Consider the following 24,840-nt stretch of genomic DNA (forward strand, 5'->3'; position numbering starts at 1 on the left):
CCATTGTTGAAAATCCACTAAGCTCGCGTTCGTTCGAAAAACTTCGAACTGATGGGAGTCATCGCATGGCCGCTTCGGGTATTCGTGTCGCCGGGCACGCACGCAATCGCGGGCGCGGGTTCGGGTTCGCGCTGTCGATCGTCACCATCACCGTCATGATGGCGGGAGCCAGCGCGCCGTCGCCCTTCTACCCGGTGCTGGCCGAAACGATCGGCTTCTCGCCGGTCGTGACGACGTCGATCTTCGCGGTGTACGCCGTCGCGCTGCTGCTCACTCTGCTGACTGCCGGGTCGCTCTCCGACCACATCGGTCGCCGCCCCGTCGCGAGCTTCGGCCTCGTGCTGCTCGCCGTCAGCATCCTGATCTTCTGGCACGCCGACACCGTCGGTCTGCTCGTGCTCGGGCGCATCGTGCAGGGCGTGGCGAGCGGGTTGCTGCTCTCGGCGGTCTCCGCGGCGATCACCGATTTCGAGCCCGCATCGAGGCCCGGCTCCGCCGCGGTCTGGAACGCCGTGGCACCGATGCTGGGGCTCGGGATCGGCGCGCTCGTCGCCGGCATCGCGCTCGACGGCGCGGGCGACGCCATGGCCGAAATCTTTGCGCCGCTGACCGGCCTCTACCTCGCGCTGGCGGTGCTGTTCTGGTGCATCCCCGAGACCGCCGCGCTCACTCCGGGGGCGCTGCGATCCCTCCGATTCCAGCTCACCGTGCCGGCGTCGATGCGCGCTGACTTCCTGCGCGGCGCCCCGGCGATCTTCGCGGGGTGGGCGACCGGCGGGCTGTTCCTGTCGCTCGGAGCGAGCATCGTGCACGTCGAGCTCGGCGGCGAGGCGCATGTCTGGCAGGGGCTCTCGGTCGGGGTGCTCGCCGGGTGCGGCGCCATCGCGGCGTTCCTCCTGCGCCGACGATCAGCGCGCACGATCGCGATCTACGGCACCGCGGCGCTCGCGATCGGCACCGCGCTCTCGCTCGCCGCACTCGCCATCGGGTCGCTCCCGGCGTACTTCGTCGCCGTGGCGATTACCGGCTCCGGGTTCGGCACCGCGTTCTTCGGCGTGGTGAGTTCGCTCTCCCCGCATATTCCTGCGGCTCAGCGGGCCGACGTGTTCGCGGTCATCTTCTTGGTGTCGTACCTTGCGTTCGGCATTCCGACGGTCATCGCCGGGCTGCTCGTGCAGTTCTTCGGGTTGGCCCCGGTGAGTTTCGGGTACGGGGCCGTCGTGATTGTGCTGGCCGGTGTCGCGTGCGCGGTGCGACTGCAGTCGCCGGCGCGCGTGGCCGCCGCGCACTAGCCCGCGTCGTCGCAGCCCGCTCGCGTTCGGCGCAGGCTGCGCTACACTGGGGCACATGGATATCGAGGTCGACAGAATCTAGTCGCTGCTCCGCGGTCATCGCACGCATTGCGTGCGGCCGCGTGATGCACACGCATCCTCTGTCTCGCGGCCATACGCCGCATGCCGCTGTCCCTCCCGTGACGACCCGCGTTCGAGCCCTGCGCTCCGCGGCGCATCGGGGCCTTCTGTGACAGCGCAGAATGAATCGAGTCACCATGTCTCCATCAGCCGTCACCCTGCACGCCGTCAGCCACGCCTGGCCCGACGGTTCGGCCTCGCTCGTCGAGGTCTCGGGCACCTTTCCCGAGGGCCGCACCGGTCTCATCGGCCGCAACGGCGCCGGCAAATCGACGCTGCTCAAACTCATTGCCGGCGACCTCGCCCCCGCGTCGGGGGTCATCGACGTCGCCGGCGACGTCGCAACGCTGCCGCAAACGTTGACGCTGCACGGCGGCACGACCATCGCCGAGCTGCTCGGGATCGCCCCCACACTGGCCGGTCTTCGCGCGATCGAAGCGGGCGACGTCGATGTGCGTCATTTCGACGCGGTCGGCGACGACTGGGACATCGAATCGCGCGCTGACGAGGCGCTCGGCCGCATCGGGTTCTCGGCGCGAGACCTCGATCGCCGGGTGGCCGAGGTATCGGGCGGCGAGTCGATGCTCATCGCCATCACCGGGCTCAGGCTGCGCCGCGCGGCCGTGACGCTGCTCGACGAACCGACCAACAACCTCGATCGTGCGACGCGTGCCCGACTCGGCGAGTTCATCGTCGACTGGCCGGGCACGGTCATCGTGGTGAGCCACGATCTCGAACTGCTCGAGCGCATGGATCACACGGCCGAGCTCTACGACGGCGCGCTGACCACGTTCGGCGGCCCCTACAGCGCGTGGCGCGAGCACCGCGACCACGAGCAGGCCGCTGCCGTGCAGGCCGCACGGGCCGCCCAGCAGGTGCTGCAGACCGAGAAGCGGCAGCGCGTCGAGACCGAGACGAAACTCGCACGACGCGAGCGCACGGCCCGTAAAGTGCAGCTCTCGGGCAGTCTGCCCAAGATTCTCGCGGGCAAGCGCGCGAATGCTGCGCAGGTCTCAGCGGGAGCGCTGCGCGGCACCATGGACGGCAAGGTCGACGCGGCGCAGGCCGCCGTCGATGCTGCCGACGCGCGAGTGCGCGACGACCGTCACATCTCGCTCGTGCTGCCCGATCCCGAGCTCGCAAAGGGGCGTCGCGTCATCGAATTCGTCTCGGGGGAGCGGTCGTTCGTCGTGCAGGGCCCCGAGCGCGTCGCGCTCATCGGTGCCAACGGGTCGGGCAAGTCCACACTGCTTGCTCAGCTGCTGCGCGGCGATGAAGGGCCCTCCGACGACGATGCGCAGGGCGGCCGCCCCACGGCCCGCCTGCTGACTGAGCGCGTCGGCTACCTGCCGCAGCGCCTCGACGCGCTCGACGACCGTGTGAGCGCGCTTGAGAACGTGCGAACGGTGGCGCCGGGGGTGCCGGCAGGCACGATTCGCAACGGGCTCGCGCGCCTGCTGCTGCGGGGAAGCGCCGCCGATCGCCCCGTGTCGACGCTCTCAGGCGGGGAGCGCTTTCGGGCCTCGCTCGCGCGGCTCCTGTTCGCCGACCCTCCCGCGCAATTGTTGGTGCTCGATGAACCAACGAACAACCTCGACCTCGAGAGCGTGGAGCATCTTGCCGAAGCGCTCGATGCCTACCGCGGCGCACTCCTCGTCGTGAGCCATGATGTCGCGTTCCTCTCGCGCATCTCGGTCGATACCGTGCTCGAGCTCGAAGCGGGCGAGCTGCGGCGGTTGGGTGAGCTTCCGGGTGGCGACCGCGCGGGGGCGCAGGCTGCCGGGTAGTCTGGCGACGCAACGGACGAAAGGGCGACGACCATGATCGTGGCGGGATGGGTGCTCGGCATCATTGCAGCGCTGCTGCACGTGTACATCTTCTGGATGGAATCGGTGACTTGGACGAGCGCGCGCACTCGCGCGACGTTCGGCGTCTCCGAGACCGAGGCCGAGGCGACGAAAGAGCTGGCGTTCAACCAGGGCTTCTACAACCTCTTCCTCGCCATCGTCACGGTCTTGGGTGTCGCCCTCGCCGCCGCGGGTCACGCCGGTGCCGGCAACGCGCTCGTCTTCGCCGGAATCGGATCGATGCTGGCTGCGGCGCTCGTGCTCTTCATCTCGTCGCCCGGCAAGCGCGGGGCAGCGGTGAAGCAGGGGACCGTGCCCCTCGTCGGCGTGATCGTGCTCGCGATCGGTCTCGCCATCGCGTGAGCGGTGCGGGATCGACCCTCCTCGCGCGCTCCATCTCCGATGTCAGTGTGACGGAGGTGCATCATCGTCATGACTGAAGACTGGCGCAGCGCGCGCGTCGCGCACCTCCGCGAACTCCTGCTGCAGGCGGACCCCGGTGTCGCTGAAGAGGTGAAGTGGCGCAAGCCGTCGAACCCCGATGGGGTGCCGACGTTCTCGGCCGACGGGCTCGTGTGCACGGTCGAGACCTACAAGGACAAGGTGAAGGTGACCTTCGCCAAGGGAGCATCGCTCGATGACCCGACCCGGCTCTTCAACGCGAGCCTCGACGCGGGCACCCGACGCGCCATCGACCTGCACGTCGACGCTGCGCTCGACGACACTGCGTTCACCGCGTTGGTGCGCGAGGCTGTTGCGCTGAACCGCTCCTGAGCAACGGGGTCTGGGCGGAGCCAGCTACCGGGCGAGCGCCGCGTCGACGGCCTCCTCGACCGTGCGGTGTGTGAACGTGAATCCCGACTCCTCGAGCGCTGTCGGTGCGACCCGCGCGTCGCTGAGCAGCAGTGAATCTGCGGCGTCGGTACCGAGCGCGAGACGCAGCGCCCACGCGGGCGCCGGCACGAGGAACGGCCGTCGCAGCACGCGAGCGAGTGCCCGACCAGTATCGTTCGCGGTGGCGGGAGTGGGGCCCGTGAGGTTCACCGGGCCGCTGATATCGGTGTCGATGACGTGCCGAATCGCACGGACTTCGTCGTCGAGCGTGATCCAAGGCCAGAGCTGCCTGCCGCCGCCGAGCGGCCCGCTCAGGCCGAGGCGCGTGAGCAGGATCAACGGCTTCAGCACGCCGCCGCGGTCGATGAGCGGCGCCGTGCGCAGCAGCACGACGCGGGCGTCAGCCCCCGCGCTGAGCGCCGCGCGCTCCCACTCGACGCAGAGCTCCGCGAGAAAGGTGTCGCCCGCCGAGCTCGATTCGTCGAGCCGCTCGCCGGGGCGACTCCCGTAGAAGCCGACGGCCGAGGCATTGACGAGTGCGGGTGCATCGGCGCCGAGCGCGCGCACCGCGTCCGCGATGGTGCGGGTGGGGTCGAGACGCGACGTGCGCAGCGTCTCGCGGTACTCGCGCGTCCAGGGGAGCTTGCCGATGCTCGCGCCATTGAGGCAGACCACGGCGCGTGCGCCCGCAAGCACAGCGGGGTCGAGCGGAGCGGTACCCGGATCCCAACGCACCTCGTGCTCGGATTCGGGAGCCCGGCGCACGAGATGCGTGACGGACACGCCGTCACCGCGGAGCGAGCGGGTGAGGGCCTCGCCGATCAGCCCGGAAGCGCCGGCGATGACTACGCGCCCGGGGGCGGGTGATCCGGCACCCGAGGTGCCAGATTCGTGTGCGTCTGCTGCTCCGACTGACATGTGCCGCCCCGATCGTTCGATGTGGTTCCAGGGTTCACCCTTGCGGGCGATCGCGCCAGCCCCCACGCGGTTCGTGCGCAGGGGCCGGGCGAGTTCTCAGCGCGGCGAGTCGGCCGGCGCGGAATCTGTTGCGCTCGCGTGCGCCGGGTGCGGTTCGGCCGTGTGATCGTCGTGGCGCCCCTCAACCGAGCCGGCGTGCTCCGGTCGGTGCTCGGGGGTGCGGCGCTCATCGCGCCAGAGCTTCGACGGCCACCAGATCGCGCGCCCGATGTCGGTGGCGAGTGCCGGCACGAGCAGCGATCGCACGATGAAGGTGTCGAGCAGCACGCCGAAAGCCACGATGAAGGCGATCTGGGCGAGGAACAGAATCGGAATCACGCCGAGCGCTGCGAACGTCGCCGCGAGCACGAGGCCCGCCGAGGTGATGACGCCGCCGGTGATGGTGAGCCCGCGCAGCACCCCCTCGTGCGTGCCATGCCGCTTCGTCTCCTCGCGCACCCGCGTCATCAAGAAGATGTTGTAATCGATGCCCAGCGCGACCAGGAAGACGAAGCCGTAGAGCGGCACGGCGGGGTCGGCTCCGGGGAAGTCGAACACGTGATTGAAGACGAGCGCAGCGACACCGAGTGCGGTGCCGAACGAGAGCACCGTCGTCAGAATGAGCAGGATCGGGGCGAGCACCGAACGCAGCAGCAGCATCAGGATCACGAGGATCACCACGAGTACGAGCGGAATGATGAGATTGCGGTCGTGGATTGATGCCTGATTCGTGTCGACGGAGGTCGCCGTAACACCGCCGACGAGCGCGCCGGTGCCCTCGAGCTCGCTGCGCAGACTGGTGATCGTCTCGGCCGCGGCGTCGGAGTCGGCCGCATCTGAGAGGGTCGCTTGCAGCAGCACCTTGCCATCGCTGACGGTCGGCTCGGGAGCGGGGGTGCCGGGCGGACCGAACGCCTGGATGCCATCGGCCGTGACCGAGGCGGTACCGCTCGGCGAGTCGGCTGCGGTGACGGCGACGCTGTCGATGCCGTCATGTGCCAGGAGGGTGTCAGCGGTCTGCTGCAGGCGATCCTGCGCGACCAGCACATAGGCGGGGCTGCCCGAGCCGCCCGGGAAGTGCTCGCCGAGAATCGCCTGGCCGTCGCGGGCCTCTGACTGGCCGAGTACGAGGTCGGACTGGGGAATGCCGGTCGCTTGCAACTGCGTGGCGCCGACGGCGCCGACGGCGAGCACGAGCGCGGTCACGATCCAGATGGGGCGGGGGTGGCGCCGGATCACCCCGGCCATGCGCCTCCACATGCCGCGAGTGGGCATGCCGTTCTCGGCTGCGACGACTTCCGGCTCGAACTTCGGGCGACGCGGCCAGTACGCCGCGCGGCCGAACGCGAAGAGGAGCGCGGGCAGCAGGGTGAGTGCCGACAGCATCGCGAACACGATGCCGATCGCGGCCACCGGGCCGAGCGTGCTGTTCGACTTCAGGTCGCTGAGCAGCAGACAGAGGAGGCCCACGATGACGGTGCCGCCTGAGGCAGCGATCGGCTCGATCGAGCCCTTGATGGCGGCGATGATGGCGGCCCCGCGATCCTGCGCCACTCGCAACTCTTCACGGAACCGCGCGACGAGCAGCAGCGAGTAGTCGGTCGCGGCGCCGATGACGAGGATGAACAGGATGCCCTGCGTCTGCCCGCTGAGCAGCAGCACGCCGGCGTCGGCCAGGTGCCAGATGACGAACAGTGCGACGCACAGCGCGAACAGGCTGGTGCTGAGCACGACCAGGGGGAGCAGGAGCGAGCGGTAGACGATCACCAAGATGACGAGCACCGCGAGCAGGGCGACGAGCAGCAGGATGCCGTCGATGCCGGCGAAGCCCGCGGCGAGGTCTGCGGTGAAGCCGGCGGGGCCGGTCACGTGCGCGTCGACGCCAGCGGGGGCGTCTGCGCGCAGGGTGTCGCCGAGTTCGGCGACGACATCTTTGATCTCGGCGTTCGCGTCGATCGGCACGAAGACCTGCACGGCCTGGCCGTCTTCAGAGGGAATCGCCGGGGAGGTCTCGTCGAGCACACCATCGAGCCGTGTCGCATCGGAAACGGCGGTGTCAATGCCGCTCAGCTGGCTCTCGGTGAGCTTCGCGCCGTCTGCCGACGAGAAGACGACGATGGCGGGAATTGCGTCGTCGCCGAGGAAGTCGGCCTGCACTTCACGTACCGCTGTCGCGTCGGCCGACTCGGGCAGGTAGGTCGTCTGGTCGTTCGATGAGACCTCGTCGACCTTGCCGAACAGCGGCCCACCGGCCCCGGCTCCGGCGAACCACACGATGATCAGGAGCGCGGGCACCAGGATGCGGAGCCATCGGCGACCTGCGCGTGGCGGAGTGGCACCGGCGCCGCGCTGGGCGGCAGCCGATTGCGTGTCATGTTGAGACATTTCTCTACTATCTCTCGAAGAAAGTATCTAGCTTGGCTAGCAATAATATAGCCGCTCGGAGTGGACGATGTGAAGTCGAACGGCCTTCGGCGTTCGCCCGTGTGTCGACACCCGTGTGTCGCCGTGTGTCGCTGCAGGTGCGCACCCCCGAGTCGCTGGAGCGGGCGAGCGTAGACTCGCCGCATGTCTGAACCGCGCCGACGCACCACCCCCGCCGAAGCCGAGGCCGCCGCGGCAGCGGCGGTTGCTGCGGGGGCGCCGGGCGAACCGGTCGAGGTGCTGTCGGCTGACACCGGCACCGTGCTCGAGCACGATTTCGCCAGCCGGTTGCCCGAGCTCTCGGCGCCCTGGCGAGCGCTGCGACCGGATGCGCCGCGCCTGTTGGTCTGGAACGACGCGCTCGCGGCCTCGCTCGGCATCGACGGCGATCGGCTCGAGGGCGACGCGCGCGTGCGCCTGCTGCTCGGCAATGCGTTGCCGGCGGGCGCCGAGCCGGTCGCTCAGGCCTATGCCGGACATCAGTTCGGAGCGTATTCGCCACGGCTCGGCGATGGTCGCGCATTGCTGCTCGGAGAAGTGCGCGACCCCTCCGGCGCGCTGCGTGATCTGCACCTCAAGGGTTCGGGGCGCACGCCGTTCTCTCGTGTCGACGGCTTCGCCGCAGTCGGGCCGATGCTGCGCGAGCACCTGATGGGCGAGGCGATGCACGCCCTCGGCGTGCCCACCACCCGTGCGCTCGGGGTGGTCGCTACGGGTCGCCGCCTCGCCCGCGATGGTGAACTGCTCGAGGGGGCGGTGCTCGCGCGGGTGGCGAGCAGTCACTTGCGCGTCGGAAGTGCGCAGTTCGCGCGCGCGCTCGACGATCCTGAACTGCTGTCGCGACTTGTCGAGTACGCCCTCGAACGCCACGCGCCCGAGCTTGCGCCTGGCGGCGTCGCACCCGCCGCGGCTCCCGCTGTCGCGCTGCTCGACCATGTGATCGCGGTGCAGGCGCAGCTGGTCGCCCAGTGGGTGCTCGTCGGGTTCGTGCACGGCGTGATGAACACCGACAACATGACGCTCTCGGGTGAGACGATCGACTATGGGCCCTGTGCATTCATCGACGCGTTCGACCCGGGCGCGGCATTCAGTTCGATCGACGCGCAGAAGCGGTACGCCTTCGGAAATCAGCCGTCGATCGCGCTGTGGAACCTGACCAGGTTCGCCGAGTCGTTGCTGCCGCTGCTCGGCGAAGAGGTCGACGCGGCGAGAGATGCGGCCGTCGCGTCGCTCGACCGTTTCGGCGAGCTCTACAACGCCGCGTGGATGGCGGGCATTCGCGAGAAGCTCGGCCTCGGTGGCGTGGCCGCTCGTGTGGCAGTCGATGATGGGGCGCTCGCTGAGCTGACCGCTGAGTTGCTCGCGGATCTGCAGCGTCACTCGATTGACTACACCAGTTTCTTCCGCGCGCTCGCGTCGTCGGTGCGTGGCGACAGTGCCGCGCTCGAGGCGGCCTTCCCGCTCGGCGAGGCGGCGGGGCCTTGGCTTGAACGCTGGCGAGCGGCCGGCCCCGACGCCGCGGCGATGGATGGGGTGAACCCGATCTACATTCCCCGCAATCATCTGGTCGAGGAGGCGCTCGACGCCGCGGTGGCGGGCGATCTCGAGCCTTACGAGACCTTGCTGAGTGTGCTCCAGCATCCATTTGAGTCGCGTCTGGGGTTCGAGCGATACGAGCGGCCGGCTCCTGCGGGTGGCCCGGCGCACGTGACGTTCTGCGGCACGTAGGATGTGACCTCGCATCACATGCAATGCGGTTTCAGTTGTACTTTACGTAATATGCAACTAAATTCGTTGTGATATGATCCAGGCGTGCGCGATATCGCCCGTGTGTTCAGGTGATGATCTGAACCCGAATCGCGCACTCGACTGGAGTGATACCCGTGACCTCCCCAGGCCACACCGCGGAGCAATCCGCTCGTCCCACCGCCCCCACTGCGCCGCTCGGCTGGTTCATCGGCCGATCCCGGCTGCGACGCGTCGCATTCGTCGGCGGTTACGAAACCCTGAGCGTGCTGTTCACCGTGTTCGTGCTCGGCGCGCTGCTCGGCCACGGCGGTGAGGCGTCGACGGTGACCGCGATCCTCGTCTCCACCGTCGCGACGCTCTGGAACTACCTCTGGAACACCGTCTTCGAAGCGTTCGAACGCCGCACCGGAGCGACCGGCCGCGGGGTGCGCGCCCGCGCCATGCACGCCATCGGGTACGAGGGCGGTGTGCTGCTCGTCACGATCCCGCTCGTCGCCGCGCTGCTCGGCATCGGGCTGTTCGAGGCACTGGCAATCGAGGGCGGGCTCCTCGTGTTCTTCCTCGCCTTCACGGTCGTGTACACGTGGGCGTTCGACCGAGTGTTCGGGCTGCCGCAGACCGCGGTCGGGCACTAACGGTGACTGCGGTCTGCGTCGGCTCGAATCGGCGGGCGTCGGCGGTTTACGCGCTCTGACCGGCGTGCTTGCCCTCCGCGATCTCTTCGACCAGCTTGGCGTTGAACGCCGGCAGATCGTCGGGAGTGCGGCTCGTCACCAAGCCCTGGTCGACGACGACCTCCTCATCGACCCACGTCGCTCCCGCGTTCTGCAGGTCGGTGCGCAGGCTCGGGTACGAGGTGACCGTTCGGCCCTGCAGCACGTCGGCGTCGGCGAGAATCCACCCGCCGTGGCAGATGGCCGCAACCGGTTTGTGCTGCGCGAAGAAATCGCGCGTCAGGCTGACTGCGGCGGCATCGAGGCGAATCTGATCACCGTTGACGACCCCGCCCGGCAGCACGAGTGCGTGGAACTCCTCGGCTCGAGCGTCGGCAGAGGTCAGAGAGACCTCCTGCTCGTGGCCGTTCTTGCCCGTGATCGTGCCGGTCTCCGTGGAGATCACCACGGCCTCGGCGCCGTGCTCGACGACCGCCGAGAGCGGGCTCGTCAACTCCGAATCCTCAAACCCGTCCGTGGCGAGAATGGCGACGCGCTTTCCGGTGAGATGTGACATCTGGAGGCCTCCTGAGGCGTACGAGTGCGGGTGCTGTGGCGTCGACCCCGGAACACCCGAGGCCGACATCACCACCTCAGCAGGGCACCGCTGAGCGCATCACCCCGTTGCGCATCGACGGTACGAGCGCTAGGCGCGGGGCTACCGAATTCGGTGCCGGATCGCCAGCCCCCGATCGTTCCGATCGTTCGCAGCGAACACCCCTGGAGCAGTGTCGGCGGCCCGGCGTAGTGTGGGCCGCATGGCACAGATCATTCTCTTCGGCGGACACGGCAAGATCGCACTCCTCACAGAACCGCTGCTCGCGCAGCGCGGTGATTCGGTGACGGCGGTGATTCGCAACCCCGACCATGCAGACGAGGTGCGCGCTGCCGGTGCTGAGCCCCTCGTCGCCGACGTCGAACAGCTCGACACCGATGCGCTTGCAGATCTGATTCGCGGTCATGACGCCGTGGTGTGGTCGGCGGGTGCCGGCGGGGGAGACCCCCAGCGCACCTGGGCGGTCGACCGCGATGCGGCGATTCGCACGATGCAGGCTGCCGAACGCGCGGGCGTGCAGCGCTACGTGATGGTGTCGTACTTCGGCGCATCGCTCGACCACGGCGTCGACCCCGAGCACTCGTTCTTCGCCTATGCCGAAGCGAAGGCGGCCGCCGATGAGCACCTGCGCGCGACCGCACTCGACTGGACGGTGCTGGGGCCCAGCAGCCTGACGCTCGACCCGGCAACCGGCACCGTCGACACGCAGGCCGAGCAGTCATCGAGCGTGGCCCGGGCCGACGTCGCCGGCGTCATCGCCGCGGTGCTCGTCGACGACTCGACTGTGCGCCGCACCATCAGGTTCAATTCGGGTCAGACCCCGATCGCGGAGGCGGTGCGTGGCTGAGCCCGAGTCGACGCCGGCGCAGATGCCGACGCCGGGAGCTTCAGGCTCGGAGCGAGCGGATACCGGACCGCAAGGCCGCCGTGCCGTCGCGATCGTTACCGGTGGCGCCCGCGGGCTCGGGCGAGCGATCGCTCTCGAGCTCGCGCGGCGGGGGTCACGGGTCGCGGTGCTCGACCGTGATCTCGCCGGTGCCGAGCAGACGGTCGATCTGGTGCGGGCAGAGACCGGGGATGCGGCAGCAGCGGCAGCTTTCGAGGTCGACGTCAGCGACGAGGGCGCGGTGCGGGCAGGCGTCGCCGGGGTGGTCGATGCGCTCGGGGCCCCACTGATTCTCGTCAACAATGCGGGCGTGCTGCGCGACGACCTGCTGTTCAAGATGACGGTCGATGGGTGGGAGACGATCATGAACGTGCACCTCCGCGGCGCGTTCCTCATGAGCCGCGAAGTGCAGCGGCACATGGTCGCCGCGAAGTGGGGGCGCATCGTCAACCTGTCGAGCACGTCTGCGCTCGGCAACGCGGGGCAGGCGAACTATTCGGCCGCAAAGGCCGGCATTCAGGGGTTCACGAAAACCCTCGCGCTGGAGCTCGGGCGCTTCGGCGTCACGGCGAACGCGGTGGCCCCGGGCTTCACGGTCACCGACATGACCCGCAGCGTGGCCGAGCGCGTGGGCGTGCCGTTCGAGCAGTTGGTCGAGCGCGAGGCCGCAGCTACCGCGGTGCGTCGCGTCGGGTCGCCCGACGATATCGCGAACGCGGTCGCCTTCTTCGTTGCCCCCGAGAGCGGTTTCGTATCGGGTCAGGTGCTGTACGTGGCGGGCGGCCCGAGAGGCTGAACCCGAGCGGGCCGGGGCGATGATCCCGGCCCGCACCGATCTACTTGCCGAGGGTGGCAGACAGAGCGTCCGATTCCTCCTGGATCGTCGCCGCGTCCACGAGATCCGAGGCATCGTCGAGCAGCGTCTGCGTTCGGGTGTCGAGCAGCTCCTGCGCGACACCCGAGTCCACCAGGTTATCTTGCAGTGACGCCGACGCCGCATCGACGAGCGCAGCAAACTCCGGCACATCCATGAAGCGCTCGACCAAGATGTTCGACCCGCCCATCGACCCCATGCCGCCGCCGGCATTGCCACCGGCACGGGTAGTTCCGTCAGCGTCGTCAGTGTCGTCCGCGGTTCCAGCGGGGCCCGCGCCACCCGGCGCGAACCCGCCATCGGTGCCCGCATCGCTGTCGGTCGTGCGATCCTGCCCGCCCGGAGGCATGCCGCCGCCGAAACCTGCACCGTCGGTGTCGGCGTCTTCGCCACCGCCACCGCCGAAGCCCCCGCCCATTCCGCCGCCGGGGCTGGCTCCGAATGCGAGGTTCAGATCCCAGTTCACCACGGTCATCTGCGTCGTATCGGGGTCGTAGTAGAGGTAGGAGTTGTTGCCGGGGCCGTCGATGTCGTCGGAATTCTGCACCAGTTCCTGGAACGCGAGGTACGTCGCGAACGACTGTACGTCGAGATGCTCGTCGAGATCCGCCGCGAATGTGTCGTTGTCGGACTCGTTGATCCACTGCAGGAACGAGATCAACGGGGTGAGATCGTCGTCGCCGCCCTGCTGGTCGAACACGTCGGTGTACGAGCTCTCGTCATCACCGCGATAGCTGTAATCGCCCGAGGCGTCAGCCTTGTACAAGAGGCCATCGCCGAGCTCGCGCTCCATCCAGTCGTCGTCGGGGTTCTCGATGACGAGGCGCAGTGAAGCGTCGGAGCCGTCGGCGCTGAAGCGCACGGCGGTTGCCTGCTCGGTCGCGAGGCCCGATTCGCGCAGCAGGTCGAGGGCCAGCGCTTCGTTCAACGAGGTCTCCGATGAGTTGCCGCGCACGACGAGCTCAGTTGCACCTTCGTGGTTCTGGCCGTCAACGTACTTGTCGAGACGGATGATCCACGGGAGGTCTTGGGGGTTCGCGGAGCTCAGCGTCGCGTCCTCGCTGGTCGAGAGCGAGCGCAGCGACGAGTTGCCTTTGAGTTTGAGACCGACGTTCTGATAGGTCGTGCCGTCGATGGTGACGTCAGCGGAGATCCACTCCTTGCTCCCCGAATCGAGGTACGCGGCGATGAGAACCTCGTAGTCGTCGGCGTCGTAGGTGAGGTCGATGGTGTGGACCTGCGAGGTATCCCACAGGGTGGAGGTGCTGGCGGCCGTGGCTGATGCGCTTGCGGATTCGGCGGAATCGGATGCGTCGGAATCGGTGGCCTGCATTGCGGCGGCCACGGCGCTGCAGCCCGCGACGCCAGAGATTCCGGCCAGCATGAGGGCCGCAGCGATTGCGGTCGTCGCGCGCATCGACCGTCGGCGTTTCGGGCGTGGAGCGGGGCTGGTGTCTTGCGGGGGAATCGAATGCTGCTCGGGGGTCATGTGTTCACAACACCCGATTGCCCTATGCGCAAACTATGGCGCAACTGGATCGGGCGTGAGAACTCCTCATGTCGTGCGAGAATCACAGGGCGCGATTCGCGCGCTTTATTTGAATTACTCAAAATAGGTGGGTAGGGTGATCGATATGGAGACGAGCAACGAAACGGCGTTGCGCAGTGCCGGTTTGCGTGCGACCGTTGGCCGGGTCGCCGTGCTCGAGGCGCTCGCCTCCATGCCCCACTCGGACGCGGAGCACGTGTTCCGAGTGGTCGTGAGCGCATTGCCGACCACCTCGATCCAGTCGGTGCACAACATTCTCGCGGACCTGACGACGGCGGGCCTCACCCGCCGGATCGAGCCGGCAGGTTCCGCGGCGCTCTACGAGCGACGCGTGGGCGACAACCATCATCACGTCGTCTGCTCCCAGTGCGGAGCGGTCGCCGATATCGATTGCGTTGTCGGTCACACGCCGTGCCTCGCCCCGTCCACCACGGCCGGGTTCACCGTACAGACCGCCGAAGTGACGTTTTGGGGCATCTGCCCCGAGTGCGCCGTTTTGGCTGCATAGGCGAACACGCACCAGCGCCCCCGGTGACGGGGCGGTGTTCGTCGTGCCTGAAACTCCTGGAGGAGCCTCATGAGTAATCCCAAGACCACCACGCAGACCGGTACCCCGGTCGCCAGCGACGAGCACTCGCTCGCAGCCGGGCCAGACGGCGCGGTCGCCCTCCATGACCGCTATCTCGTCGAGAAGCTCGCCCAGTTCAATCGCGAGCGTATCCCGGAGCGCATCGTGCACGCCAAGGGCGGCGGCGCGTTCGGCGAGTTTGTGGTCACCGGTGATGTCTCTGCGTACACGCGGGCCGCGGTGTTCCAGCCGGGTGCGCGCACTGAAACCCTGCAGCGTTTCTCCTCGGTCGCGGGGGAGCAGGGTTCGCCCGATACGTGGCGTGACGTGCGCGGTTTCTCGGTGAAGTTCTACACTGCTGAGGGCAACTACGACATCGTGGGCAATAACACCCCGGTTTTCTTCATTCGCGACGGCATCAAGTTCCCCGACTTCATTCACTCGCAGAAGCGTCTGCCCGGATCTGGACTGCGCGACGCCGACATGCAGTGGGATTTCTGGACCCTCTCGCCCGAATCGGCCCACCAGGTGACGTACCTCATGGGCGATCGTGGTCTGCCGCTCTCGTGGCGTCACATGCCCGGGTTCGGGTCGCACACGTATCAGTGGATCAATGAGGCCGGCGAGCGGTTCTGGGTGAAGTACCACTTCGATGCGCTGCAGGGCAACCAGGAGATGACGGGTGCTGAGGCCGAGGCGATCGCTGGTGCCGATGCCGACTACTATCGCCGTGATCTCTTCGACGCGATCGAGCGCGGCGACTTTCCCGCGTGGAAGGTCTCGGTGCAGGTGATGCCTTACGAAGAGGCGAAGACTTACCGCTTCAACCCGTTCGACCTCACCAAGGTGTGGCCGCATGCCGACTACCCGAAGATCGAGGTTGGGGTGCACACGCTGAACCGTAACCCCGAGAACTTTTTCGCGCAGATCGAGCAGGCCGCGTTCTCTCCGGCGAACACGGTGCCCGGCATCGACATCTCGCCCGACCGCATGCTCATGGCGCGCGTGTTCTCGTACCCGGATGCGCAGCGTTACCGCGTGGGCACGAACTACAATCAGATTCCGGTGAACGCTCCGGTGGCGCCGGTGGCGAACTACTCGCAGGATGGCGCGCAGCGTCATGGTTTCAACGCGCCGAGCACCCCGGTCTACGCGCCGAACTCGGCGGGCGGCCCTGTCGCCGATGCGCAGGCTGCCGGGGCGGGGTCTTGGGAGTCCGACGGTGACCTGGTGCGTACCGCGGCGTCGTTGCACGCCGAAGACGACGACTTCGGTCAGGCGGGCACGCTGTACCGTGACGTGTTCGATGCGGCGGCGAAGGATCGCTTCCTCGATACGATCACGGGCGCCGTCGGCGGGGTGCAGCGTGCGGAGATTCGCGAGCGCGCCATCGGCTACTGGACGCAGGTCGACGCCGAGCTCGGCACTGCGCTGCGCCAGCGGCTCGAGGCAGCACAGTGAGCGGGGCGCATTCGACAGCCGAAATCGGTGAGGCTGCGCAGACATCGCATCGAGCCTCTGACGCCGAGCGGGCTTCTGCCCGTCGGGGTCGAGCGGGGAATCGGCTCCGCGCCGAGCAGCGCCATCGCCGCGCGATCGCCGCGGCCAGTGCCCACGCCGAAAGGTACGCCGATCTGGTCATGACCCCGAACCAGATGCTCGTGCGGCGTTCGCACTGCGCGCACGACTGACGCGATAGCCTACGGGGTCGCTCCGAGCCGGTCCTCCCGTTGAGAAGCGCTCAGCGGCGGGACCGGCTCTTGGCGTCCCTGGCAACGGATACCCTCTATCCTCGATAGCAGGGGATCCGGTGCCGAACCTGCAGCTGATCTCCGGTGCGGCGCGGAGACCTCGCGTCGGGCAGAGGCAGAGAGAAAGCTGGATCCATGAGCGACCTTGCAGTGTTTGATCAGTACGAGTCTGAAGTGCGCGGCTACATCCGCTCCTTCCCCGTGGTGTTCGAGCGTGCGCAGGGGTCCGTGCTGACCGCGGAAGACGGGACCGAGTACCTCGACTTCTTCAGCGGAGCCGGTGTCGTGAACTACGGCCACAACAATCCGGTCTTCACGGAGGCGCTCATCGGGTACCTGCAGAGCGGTGGCATCATCCACGGTCTCGACATGGCGACCGCGGCGAAGCGCGATTTCATCGATGCGTTCCAGCGTCTCGTGCTCGCTCCGCGCGGCCTGAACTACAAGCTGCAGTTCACCGGCCCGACCGGCGCCAACGCGGTCGAATCGGCATTGAAACTCGCGCGCCAGGCGACGGGGCGCCAGAACATCGTCGCCTTCACCAACGGCTTCCACGGCCTCAGCTTGGGCGCGCTCGCCGCGACGGGCAACGAGAAGTATCGCGCAGCCGGTGGGGTTTCGCTCGGCGACGTGACGCGTCTGCCCTACGACGGCTACCTGGGCGAGGGCATCGACACGCTCGACCTGCTCGAGCGCATGCTCGACGACCCCGGTTCGGGCCTCGATCTTCCGGCCGCCGTGATTGTCGAAGCGATCCAGGGCGAAGGCGGCATAAACGTCGCGAGTGCCGAGTGGCTGCGACGCCTGCGCGCGATCACCGCACAGCGCGGCATCTTGCTGATCGTCGATGACATCCAGTCGGGCGTTGGTCGCAGCGGTCAGTTCTTCAGCTTCGAAGACTCGGGGATCGTGCCCGACCTGGTCACGGTCTCGAAGTCGATCTCCGCATCCGGTCTGCCGATGGCCATTCTGCTGCTGCGCCCCGAGATCGATGTCTGGAAGCCGGGTGCCCACACGGGCACGTTCCGCGGCAACAACCTCGCGTTCGTCAGTGCACGCGTCGCGCTCGAAACCTACTGGGCCGATGATGCCTTTACGACCCAGATCGCGGAGCGCGCCGAGCAGTTGGGTGCGGCGCTCAAAGCGATCGCTGCAGACTTCCCCGAAGCCGCGTTCACGGTGCGCGGCCGCGGCCTCATGTGCGGCCTCGCCTCGCCTTCGCGACCCGAACTCGCCGGGGCGGCATCGCAGCAGGCGTTCGCACGCGGCGTCGTCATCGAAACGTCGGGTGCGCGCGACGAGGTGCTGAAGTTCCTTCCCGCGCTCACGATCACTGCCGACGAACTCGATCGCGGCATCGCGATCGTGCGCGAGTCGCTCGCCGCAGCTCTGTCGGTGTAGACCCCGTCGCCCCGCTCCGGTGGCGCTTACCCGGCGGCGCCGACCGCGCGGCCGGCAGCGCGCCCCGAGAACAGGCACCCACCCAAGAAGGTGCCTTCGAGCGCGTTGTAGCCGTGCACGCCCCCGCCGCCGAATCCGGCGGCCTCGCCGGCGGCGAACAAGCCAGGAATCGGCGCGCCGTCGGCTCCGAGCACTCGAGAGTCGAGGTCGGTCTGAATGCCGCCGAGGCTTTTGCGGGTCAGCACATGCAGCTGCACTGCGACGAGCGGCCCGGCCGCCGGGTCGAGCAGCCGGTGCGGGGCAGTGGTGCGCGTCAGTCGGTCTCCGAGGTAGCGACGCGAGTTGCGGATGCTGTGCATCTGCGCGTCTTTCGAGAACGGGTTCGCGAGCTGCGCATCTCGCTCGCGTACGACGCGCTCGACTGCGGCGGCGTCGAGCAGCGGCTCGTCAGTGAGTGCGTTCATGCGCTCGACGAGTCCGGGCACTGAGGCGGCCGAGACGAAGTCGGCGCCGCGGTCGATGAACGCCTGCACGGGGCCCGGCGCTCCTGAGCCGAGCCGCGTCTGCAGCAGCAGCTTGCGGTCGCGGAACGTGAGATCGGGGTTCTGCTCCGACCCCGAGAGCGCGAACTCTTTCGCCGCGATGCGGTGCGTAACGATGAACCACGAGTGGTCGTGGGGTGCGATGGCCGGGTCGGTGCGCAGCATCTTGAGTGTGCCGAGGGTGTCGTGCCCGGGGAGTCCGGGCAGCGGGAGACGCCGACCGAGGGCGTCGAGCCAGAGTGGGGAGGGGCCGGGCAAGATGCGGATCGCGTGACCCGGCCAGATGGGCGCCCAGTTGCGCACGCCCTCCGTGTAGTGCCACATGCGATCGCGGTTGACGAGTCGTGCTCCGGCGGTCTCGGCGATGCCGAGCATGCGCCCGTCGACATATTCGGGTACACCCGTGACCATGCGGTTCGGCGGCGTGCCGAGGCGCTCGGGCCAGAAACGGCGCACGAGATCGTGGCTGCCGCCGATCCCGCCGCTTGTGATGATGACTGCCGGCGCCCGCAGCTCGAATTCACCCGCGGGCACGCGATTGGAAGCCGCACCGCGCGGGGTCGTGTCGGGCGCGAGCACGGTGCCGCGCACTCCGACGACGGCGCCCGCCTCGGTGACGATCTCGTCGCACCGGTGCCGGTGCCTGATCTCGGTGCGACCGAGGTCGACCGCCTCGTGCGCGGCGTCGATGAAGGGTTGCACGACTCCGGTGCCCGTGCCCCAAGGCACGTGGAATCGCGGCACGGAATTGCCGTGGCCACTCGCCGTGAGATCGCCGCGCTCGGCCCAGCCCACGACCGGCGTGAGATCGATGCCTGCCTCGCGGATCCAGGATCGCTTCTCGCCCGCGGCGAACTCGACGTACGCTCGTCCCCATCGCTCGGCCCACACGTCTTCGTCGCTCGGCGCATTCCCGTCGCCGGGCCCGGACTCGGACCCGTCGCCGGTGCCGAGCCGATCCCACTGCGCGCTTCCGCGCCAGTCTTGCCAGGCGAGATCGGCCGAGTCCTGCACGCCGAGTCGGCGCTGCTCGGGGGAGTCGACGAGAAACAACCCGCCGAACGACCACCAGGCCTGCCCGCCGAGATCCTGCGGCCCCTCCTGGTCAATGATGAGTGTGCGCAAGCCAGCGCTGGCGCACTCGCGAGCGGCGACGAGGCCGGCGAGGCCGGCACCGACGATGATGACATCAGCGGCGTTGCTGGGGTTCATGCCCCCATTGTGCCTCGTTGCGGGTCAATTGCGGCGTGTTCTTCGGCGCGCTCCTGACCGGTGAGGTCGTGTATCGCCTGCATGATGCGCTCTGTGGCCTCACGACGGGCGCGACCAGCGGGGAGCTCGGCGAGATCGTGCAGCTGCACGGGGGCTCCGAAGCGCACCTCGACGCGCTCGGGTCGGCCCGTGGCTGGATTGCGCAGCGCTCGATTCGTGCCGATCAGCCCCACCGGCACGACCGCGGCCCCCGTTTCGAGGGCGAGCCAGGCCGCGCCGCTGCGCCCGCGATAGAGACGGCCGTCGCGCGAACGGCTGCCCTCGGGGAACACGGCAAACACTCTGCCCGCGGCGAGTACGTCGCGCCCGGCGTCGAGCGCGGCCTGCGCGGCCGATGACGCTTCGCGGTGCACCGAGATCGCGCCGATCTGTCGGAAGAACCAGCCGCCAATGCGCGAGGCAAACAGTGACGACTTGGCGAGAAACTGCACCTTGCGCGGTGAGAACGAGGGGATGAGGATCGTGTCGAGCCCCGAGAGATGGTTGCTCGCCAGCAGCACTGGCCCCGCCTCGGGCACATGCTCGCGGCCCGTGACCCGAGGCTGAAACCGGAGCCGCAGCAGCGGACGCAGCACGGCTCGCCCGATCACGAAGACGGGCCCGGGCGACGGGACTGATGTGGCAGGTTCGGCGGAACGCACGCTCCGAGACTATCGCCGCGCCTCCCGGTACGAGACACGCCCACGAGTGCACAGGAAATGCATAGTGCAGGGCACGATCCGGTCACAAGGGCTTGCGGCGATTGTGGGCACCGGCATTAGGGTGGAACGACGCGCTGCTTCAAGCGCACGCACCGGGAGGGGCCGACGTGATCGAGTTCGAACGGGTGTCGAAGGTGTATGCCGGCGGCGCGACGGCGGTGCACGAGTTCTCGCTGACGATTCCATCGCACCGCGCCGTTGTGCTCGTGGGGTCTTCGGGGTCGGGTAAAACGACGTTGATGCGCATGGTGAACCGCATGGTCGACCCGACGAGCGGGCGGGTGCTGATCGACGGCGAAGACGTGCGCGACAAAAATCCGGTCGCGCTGCGCCGTTCGATTGGGTACGTGCTGCAGCAGGGCGGCCTGTTGCCGCATCGCACCGTGGCAGACAACGTCGCGGCGGTACCCGTGCTCACCGGAACGTCGCGCCGAGAGGCCCGACTCGCTGCGGGGGCTTTGCTCGAGCGGGTGGGGCTCGATCCCGCGCTCGCTTCGCGATACCCCGCGCAACTCTCGGGCGGTCAGCAGCAGCGCGTCGGCGTCGCCCGGGCGCTCGCCTCCGACCCCAACATTCTGCTGATGGACGAGCCGTTCGGCGCCGTGGACCCCATTGTGCGGCGCGAATTGCAGCAGGAACTGCTGCGTCTGCAGGCCGAGCTGGGCAAGACCATCCTGTTCGTCACCCACGACATCGACGAGGCGTTCCTCCTCGGCGACGAGGTCGTGGTGCTCGAGACCGGTGGCCGGATCGCCCAGCGCGGCACGCCTGCCGAGATTCTGGGCAGCCCCGCGAATGACTTCGTGCGTGATTTCGTCGGAGCCGACCGCGGCGAGCGTCATCTGCACGTCATACAAACGGAGGGGCAGCGGATCGCAGTCGATGCGGCCGGGCGCCCGGTGGGAGTGCTCGAACCGTGAAGTGGTTCTTCGCGAACTGGGAGTTCGTGGCGCAGCTCGCGCTGTCGCACCTGGTGCTGAGCGTTCCGGCGATCATCATCAGCGTGATCGTCGCGATCCCGATCGGCCGTCTCGCGTTTCGCCACCCGCGGGTGGGCGGCCCATTGCTCTCGGTGGCGACCCTCGCCTACGCGATCCCGGCGTTGCCGTTGCTCATCATCATTCCAGCCCTGATCGGCACGGCTCTGCGGTCGTGGCAGACCATGGTGGTGGCGCTCAGCGTCTACGGTGTCGCGCTACTCGTGCGCACCGCAGCCGACGCGTTCGGCTCGGTCGATCGGCAACTGCGCGACGCCGCGGTCGCGATCGGGTATGCACCGCGACAACTGTTCTGGCGCGTGGATCTTCCGCTGTCGGTGCCGGTGCTGATCTCTGGCGTGCGCGTCGTCTCGGTGTCGACGATCAGCCTGGTTACGCTGGGGGCGCTGATCGGCGTGCCGAGTCTCGGTACGCTCCTCACCGACGGCTTCCAGCGCGGCATCTTCGCGGAGATCTGGACGGGTGTGCTGGCGACGGTGGTGCTGGCGCTCGTGCTCGACGCGATCGTGCTCGTGATCGGGCGCGTGATGACGCCGTGGTCGCGACGCGTCGCATCGGGCACGCGCACGAGCGCCGTGCGCGAGGAGGTGCGTCGCGCATGAATCTGTTCGCCGATGCGATCGCCTGGCTCGCCGACCCCGCCCACTGGTCGGGAGACGGGGGCATTCCGACCCGCCTGCTGCAGCATCTCGGTCTCGCCGCCGCGGCGCTGGTCATCGCCGGTGTCATCGCGTTGCCGCTCGGCGCGATCATCGGGCATACGCGGCGAGGCGCGGGCGCCGTCGGCGCGCTCGCCGGTGCTGCGCGGGCGCTGCCGACGCTCGGCGTGCTCACACTCTTCGGTCTGGCGCTGGGCATCGGCATCACGGCACCGTTGCTCGCCCTGATCGTGCTGGCGATCCCTTCGCTGCTCGCGGGTGCCTACGCGGGCGTCAGTGCCGTCGAGCCCACCGTGCCGGCGGCGGCCCAGGCGATCGGGTTCAGCCCGACGCAGGTGCTGCTGCAGGTCGAGCTGCCGCTCTCGCTGCCCGTCATGATCGGCGGCATCCGCGCCGCGACGCTGCAGGTGGTGTCGACCGCGACGCTGGCCGCCTACACCTCCGATGTCGGGCTGGGGCGCTACCTCTTCAGCGGACTGAAGTCGCGCGACTACGGCCAGATGCTGGCGGGGGCGCTGCTCGTCATCGCGCTGACCATCGTGCTCGAGATCTTGCTCGGGGCGTGCCAACGCCTCGCCGCCCGCCGGATCGCGCGGCTCCCCGCGCGCACCGGCTGAACGCACCATCCAAACGCCGACCGGCACCGAACACCGTACGACCATCAGATCACCTACCGAGAGGACCCGATCATGCATCGTCGACCCGCACTGCGCTCCGCCAGGTGGGGAGCCGCGCTCGCCGCTGGCGCGCTCGCCATCACTGCCGCGCTGACCGGCTGCTCGAGCGGCGACCCGCTCGACAGCGGCTCGGCCGACTCCGGCGGCTCATCCGAGGGCGGCACCATCGTCGTCGGCTCGCAGGATTACTACTCGAACGAGATCATCGCCGAGATCTACGCGCAGGCGCTCGAAGCGAAAGATTTCGACGTCGACCGCCAGTTCCGCATCGGGCAGCGAGAGGTCTACCTCCCCGAGATCGAGGCGGGCAAGATCGATCTCTTCCCGGAGTACACGGGCAACCTGCTGCAGTTCTTTGTTCCGGATGCGCCGGAGCGCGTGTCTGACGATGTCTACTCCGCGCTCGAGAAGGCCATGCCCGAGGGGCTTCGCGTGCTCGATCAGTCGCCCGCGACCGATCAGGATACCTATGTCGTCACGAAGGAATTCGCCGACAAGTGGGGACTGAAGACCGTCGAAGATCTGAAGAAGGTCACTGATCCGCTGACCTTCGGGTCGAACTCCGAGGCGGAGACGCGCCCCTACGGCCCCGCCGGGCTGGCGGAGACCTACGGTATCGAGGGCGTCAAGTTCACGCCGATCGAAGACAGCGGCGGTCCGCTGACGGTGAAGGCGCTCAAGGACGGGTCGATCCAGTTCGCGAACATCTACTCGGCCGACCCCTCGCTGCAGGCGAACGATCTCGTGACACTCGAAGACACGAAGGGCATCTTCCTCGCTTCGCACGTCGTGCCGATCGCGAGCGAGAAGATTGACGATGCGGCGGCGCAGGTGATCAACGATGTCGATGCGGCGCTCAGCCCCGAAGACCTGGTGTCGTTGAACGGGGAGAGCGTGAACGACGAGCGCTCGGCCGCCGACATCGCGAAGGATTGGCTCGCCGAGCAGAACCTCTGAGCGAACATCCCGCGCGTGATGGCGGGGTCGACCGTAGGATCTCCCCATGGAGAATGCTGCGTTCGACCTCGCCATCATCGGTTCCGGATCGGGCAACTCGCTCATCACCCCGTACTGGGATGACCGACGGGTCGCCATCGCGGAGCAGGGCACGTTCGGCGGCACCTGCTTGAACGTCGGGTGCATCCCGACCAAGATGTTCGTGCGGCCGGCGGCATTGGCGCGCGGGCCGGAGGAGGCTGCCCGACTCGGGGTGACCCAGCACACCGACTCGGTCGATTGGCCGGGGATGCGCGATCGCATCTTCGGCAGGATCGATGCCATCTCGGCCGGGGGCGAACGCTATCGACGCGATGAGCTCGACAACGTCTCGCTGATCTCGCAGCGTGTGCGCCTGACCGGAACGCACGGCTTCGTCGCCGATGACGGCACTCGCGTCGAGGCGAAGCAACTCGTCATCGCCGCGGGGTCGCGTGCGGTGCTGCCCGATGTTCCGGGCATCGATCTGCCCCAGGTGCACACCTCCGACACGATCATGCGGTTGCCCGAACTGCCGCGTCGCGTGCTGGTCGTCGGCGGCGGATACATCGCGGCCGAATTCGCGAACATCTTCTCGTCGTTCGGTTCGGAGGTGACACATGTGCACCGAGGGGAGCGCTTGCTGCGCCGATCCGACGATGACATCGCGGAGCGCTTCACCAGCGAGGCCGCCCGGCAGTGGGACCTGCGGCTCGAGCGCGAGCTCGCCTCGGTGCACCTCGGCGATGACGGCGGCGTCGTCGCGGAATTGGTGCCGTCGGGAAACGCTGCTGCCGGATCACCGAACGCATCGGAGCGCATCGCGGTCGATGTCGTGCTGGTCGCGGTGGGCCGCACGCCGAACTCCGATCTCGTGGGCGCGCGCGAGGCCGGGCTCGATCTGCACGAGGACGGCCGGATCGCCGTCGACGCGTTCCAGCGTGTGCTCTCGGGCGGCGAGCCCGTCGCGGGGCTCTACGCGCTCGGCGACATCAGCTCGGCCGCGCAGCTCAAACACGTCGCGAATCATGAGGCGCGCGTGGTGGCCCACAATCTCGAGCACCCCGATGACCTTCGCCCGTCGCGACAAGAGGTGATCCCGGCAGCGATCTTCACCGACCCCGAGATCGCCCAGGTGGGCTGGACGGAGGCCGAGGCGGTTGCCGAGATCGGTGCCGACCACGTGACGACCAAAGTGCAGGCCTACGGCGATACCGCGTACGGGTGGGCGCTGGAAGACCGCACGGGTGTCTTCAAGATCGTCGCGGACCGTCGTGACGGACGCATTCTGGGAGCGCACGTGCTGGGGTATCAGGCATCGAACCTCATTCAGGTCGTGGTGACGGCGATGAGCTTCGGCATCGACGCCCACACGGCTGCGCGCGGCCAGTACTGGATTCACCCCGCGCTGATGGAGGTCGCGGAGAACGCGCTCCTCGGACTCGATGTGCCGACAGGAGCGCGCCCTCCGCTCTAAGCGGTGTGCGGAAAGACC

Annotated in this window: 22 protein-coding genes; 16 read left to right on the plus strand and 6 right to left on the minus strand. The window is 68.3% G+C overall.

The window, feature by feature from the left end; genetic code table 11:
- Window positions 1–65 precede the first annotated feature (65 nt).
- From CH42_RS08335 to CH42_RS08350, 4 genes are all read left to right on the plus strand, one after another.
- The gene (locus tag CH42_RS08335; protein ID WP_053352752.1) at window positions 66–1,292 is read left to right on the plus strand and encodes an MFS transporter; all 1,227 of its coding nucleotides are present in this window, start codon (window positions 66–68) and stop codon (window positions 1,290–1,292) included.
- A gap of 257 nt (window positions 1,293–1,549) precedes the next feature.
- Entirely contained in the window at window positions 1,550–3,199 is a 1,650-nt protein-coding gene (locus CH42_RS08340) for an ABC-F family ATP-binding cassette domain-containing protein (protein ID WP_053352753.1), read from the plus strand.
- Between the two features lie 33 nt (window positions 3,200–3,232).
- Window positions 3,233–3,622, plus strand: a complete 390-nt coding sequence (locus CH42_RS08345) for a DUF1304 domain-containing protein (protein ID WP_053352754.1) — start codon at window positions 3,233–3,235, stop codon at window positions 3,620–3,622.
- Between the two features lie 69 nt (window positions 3,623–3,691).
- Entirely contained in the window at window positions 3,692–4,033 is a 342-nt protein-coding gene (locus CH42_RS08350) for a DUF1801 domain-containing protein (RefSeq protein ID WP_053352755.1), read from the plus strand.
- A 24-nt stretch (window positions 4,034–4,057) separates the two neighbouring features.
- Here CH42_RS08350 and CH42_RS08355 read toward each other — a convergent pair whose 3' ends face one another.
- Both CH42_RS08355 and CH42_RS08360 read right to left on the minus strand, forming a co-directional pair.
- The gene (locus CH42_RS08355) at window positions 4,058–5,011 is read right to left on the minus strand and encodes a TIGR01777 family oxidoreductase (RefSeq protein WP_082309375.1); all 954 of its coding nucleotides are present in this window, start codon (window positions 5,009–5,011) and stop codon (window positions 4,058–4,060) included.
- A gap of 96 nt (window positions 5,012–5,107) precedes the next feature.
- Window positions 5,108–7,435, minus strand: coding sequence for an MMPL family transporter (locus CH42_RS08360; RefSeq protein ID WP_082309366.1), 2,328 nt, complete (start codon window positions 7,433–7,435; stop codon window positions 5,108–5,110).
- Between the two features lie 183 nt (window positions 7,436–7,618).
- Here CH42_RS08360 and CH42_RS08365 point away from each other — a divergent pair, with 183 nt between their 5' ends.
- Together CH42_RS08365 and CH42_RS08370 are read left to right on the plus strand one after the other, a co-directional pair.
- Window positions 7,619–9,202 (plus strand): protein adenylyltransferase SelO, encoded by a 1,584-nt coding sequence (locus CH42_RS08365; protein ID WP_082309367.1) that lies wholly within the window; start codon window positions 7,619–7,621, stop codon window positions 9,200–9,202.
- A 155-nt stretch (window positions 9,203–9,357) separates the two neighbouring features.
- Entirely contained in the window at window positions 9,358–9,858 is a 501-nt protein-coding gene (locus CH42_RS08370; protein ID WP_204374541.1) for a PACE efflux transporter, read from the plus strand.
- 46 nt (window positions 9,859–9,904) lie between these two features.
- Here CH42_RS08370 and CH42_RS08375 read toward each other — a convergent pair whose 3' ends face one another.
- Complete coding sequence (locus CH42_RS08375; protein WP_053352756.1) at window positions 9,905–10,453, minus strand: type 1 glutamine amidotransferase domain-containing protein; 549 nt, start codon at window positions 10,451–10,453, stop codon at window positions 9,905–9,907.
- A gap of 241 nt (window positions 10,454–10,694) precedes the next feature.
- Between CH42_RS08375 and CH42_RS08380 the strand changes: the two genes are divergently transcribed.
- Entirely contained in the window at window positions 10,695–11,339 is a 645-nt protein-coding gene (locus CH42_RS08380) for an SDR family oxidoreductase (protein ID WP_053352757.1), read from the plus strand.
- Entirely contained in the window at window positions 11,332–12,174 is an 843-nt protein-coding gene (locus CH42_RS08385; RefSeq protein WP_239683995.1) for an SDR family oxidoreductase, read from the plus strand. Before CH42_RS08380 ends, CH42_RS08385 begins: the two co-directional genes overlap by 8 nt.
- 40 nt (window positions 12,175–12,214) lie before the next feature.
- On the opposite strand, the gene CH42_RS08390 is transcribed toward CH42_RS08385, so the two are convergent.
- Entirely contained in the window at window positions 12,215–13,741 is a 1,527-nt protein-coding gene (locus CH42_RS08390; RefSeq protein ID WP_053352758.1) for a CotH kinase family protein, read from the minus strand.
- 145 nt (window positions 13,742–13,886) lie between these two features.
- On the opposite strand from CH42_RS08390, the gene CH42_RS08395 reads away from it, so the two are divergent.
- From CH42_RS08395 to ectB, 3 genes are all read left to right on the plus strand, one after another.
- Entirely contained in the window at window positions 13,887–14,309 is a 423-nt protein-coding gene (locus tag CH42_RS08395; RefSeq protein WP_053352759.1) for a Fur family transcriptional regulator, read from the plus strand.
- Window positions 14,310–14,378: 69 nt separating this feature from the next.
- Window positions 14,379–15,830: a catalase gene (locus CH42_RS08400; RefSeq protein ID WP_053352760.1), complete on the plus strand. Its 1,452-nt coding sequence runs from the start codon at window positions 14,379–14,381 to the stop codon at window positions 15,828–15,830.
- A gap of 425 nt (window positions 15,831–16,255) precedes the next feature.
- Window positions 16,256–17,521 (plus strand): diaminobutyrate--2-oxoglutarate transaminase, encoded by a 1,266-nt coding sequence (gene ectB / locus CH42_RS08410; protein ID WP_053352762.1) that lies wholly within the window; start codon window positions 16,256–16,258, stop codon window positions 17,519–17,521.
- 26 nt (window positions 17,522–17,547) lie between these two features.
- Here the strand turns inward: ectB and CH42_RS08415 are convergent, their stop codons facing one another.
- A complete protein-coding gene (locus tag CH42_RS08415) occupies window positions 17,548–19,275 on the minus strand; it encodes an FAD-binding dehydrogenase (protein WP_053352763.1) in 1,728 nt (575 codons plus the stop codon).
- The gene (locus CH42_RS08420) at window positions 19,272–19,976 is read right to left on the minus strand and encodes a lysophospholipid acyltransferase family protein (protein WP_082309368.1); all 705 of its coding nucleotides are present in this window, start codon (window positions 19,974–19,976) and stop codon (window positions 19,272–19,274) included. The genes CH42_RS08415 and CH42_RS08420 overlap by 4 nt, the downstream gene beginning before the upstream one ends.
- Before the next feature lie 167 nt (window positions 19,977–20,143).
- Between CH42_RS08420 and CH42_RS08425 the strand changes: the two genes are divergently transcribed.
- The 5 genes from CH42_RS08425 to CH42_RS08445 all read left to right on the plus strand — a co-directional run bounded on the left by CH42_RS08425 (window position 20,144) and on the right by CH42_RS08445 (window position 24,822).
- Complete coding sequence (locus tag CH42_RS08425; RefSeq protein WP_053352764.1) at window positions 20,144–20,956, plus strand: ABC transporter ATP-binding protein; 813 nt, start codon at window positions 20,144–20,146, stop codon at window positions 20,954–20,956.
- On the plus strand, window positions 20,953–21,636 hold the full coding sequence (locus CH42_RS08430) for an ABC transporter permease (protein WP_053352765.1): 684 nt from the start codon (window positions 20,953–20,955) through the stop codon (window positions 21,634–21,636). The genes CH42_RS08425 and CH42_RS08430 overlap by 4 nt, the downstream gene beginning before the upstream one ends.
- Window positions 21,633–22,310: an ABC transporter permease gene (locus CH42_RS08435; RefSeq protein ID WP_053352869.1), complete on the plus strand. Its 678-nt coding sequence runs from the start codon at window positions 21,633–21,635 to the stop codon at window positions 22,308–22,310. Before CH42_RS08430 ends, CH42_RS08435 begins: the two co-directional genes overlap by 4 nt.
- Before the next feature lie 72 nt (window positions 22,311–22,382).
- Entirely contained in the window at window positions 22,383–23,327 is a 945-nt protein-coding gene (locus CH42_RS08440; protein ID WP_053352766.1) for an ABC transporter substrate-binding protein, read from the plus strand.
- Window positions 23,328–23,373: 46 nt separating this feature from the next.
- Window positions 23,374–24,822, plus strand: coding sequence for a mycothione reductase (locus tag CH42_RS08445; protein ID WP_053352767.1), 1,449 nt, complete (start codon window positions 23,374–23,376; stop codon window positions 24,820–24,822).
- Window positions 24,823–24,840 lie beyond the last annotated feature (18 nt).

The sequence above is a fragment of the Leucobacter musarum subsp. musarum genome (assembly GCF_001273845.1).
GTDB lineage: Bacteria > Actinomycetota > Actinomycetes > Actinomycetales > Microbacteriaceae > Leucobacter > Leucobacter musarum.